1 protein-coding gene is annotated in these 265 nt (G+C 58.9%); it reads right to left on the bottom strand.

The window, feature by feature from the left end; all coding sequences use genetic code 11:
- A partial coding sequence (locus SB756_RS31045; RefSeq protein WP_410913366.1) for a diacylglycerol kinase family protein occupies positions 1-265 on the bottom strand: 265 nt, incomplete at both ends.

Consider the following 265-nt stretch of genomic DNA (forward strand, 5'->3'; position numbering starts at 1 on the left):
GTACCCAGCGGCAGGATGCCCAGCACCGGGCGATGATCCGCTTCAGAAGAAGCCAGCGCAGTCGCAATTTCATTGATGGTACCATCGCCACCACCGGCCACCACGGTCGCGGCCTGCAGCGCAATGGCCTCTTTGACGTACCGATCGCCGTCACCTTTTTCAAACGTGACACGCACCGCAATGTCGAAGCCTTCTTCACGCAGGGTCGTAATAGCTTCGCGCAGATCATCATTACCCGCGCCTTTCCCATTCAGGATGAGCAGCG

Source organism: Pseudomonas sp. SIMBA_068 (assembly GCF_046534705.1).
In the GTDB taxonomy this organism is placed as follows: domain Bacteria; phylum Pseudomonadota; class Gammaproteobacteria; order Pseudomonadales; family Pseudomonadaceae; genus Aquipseudomonas; species Aquipseudomonas putida.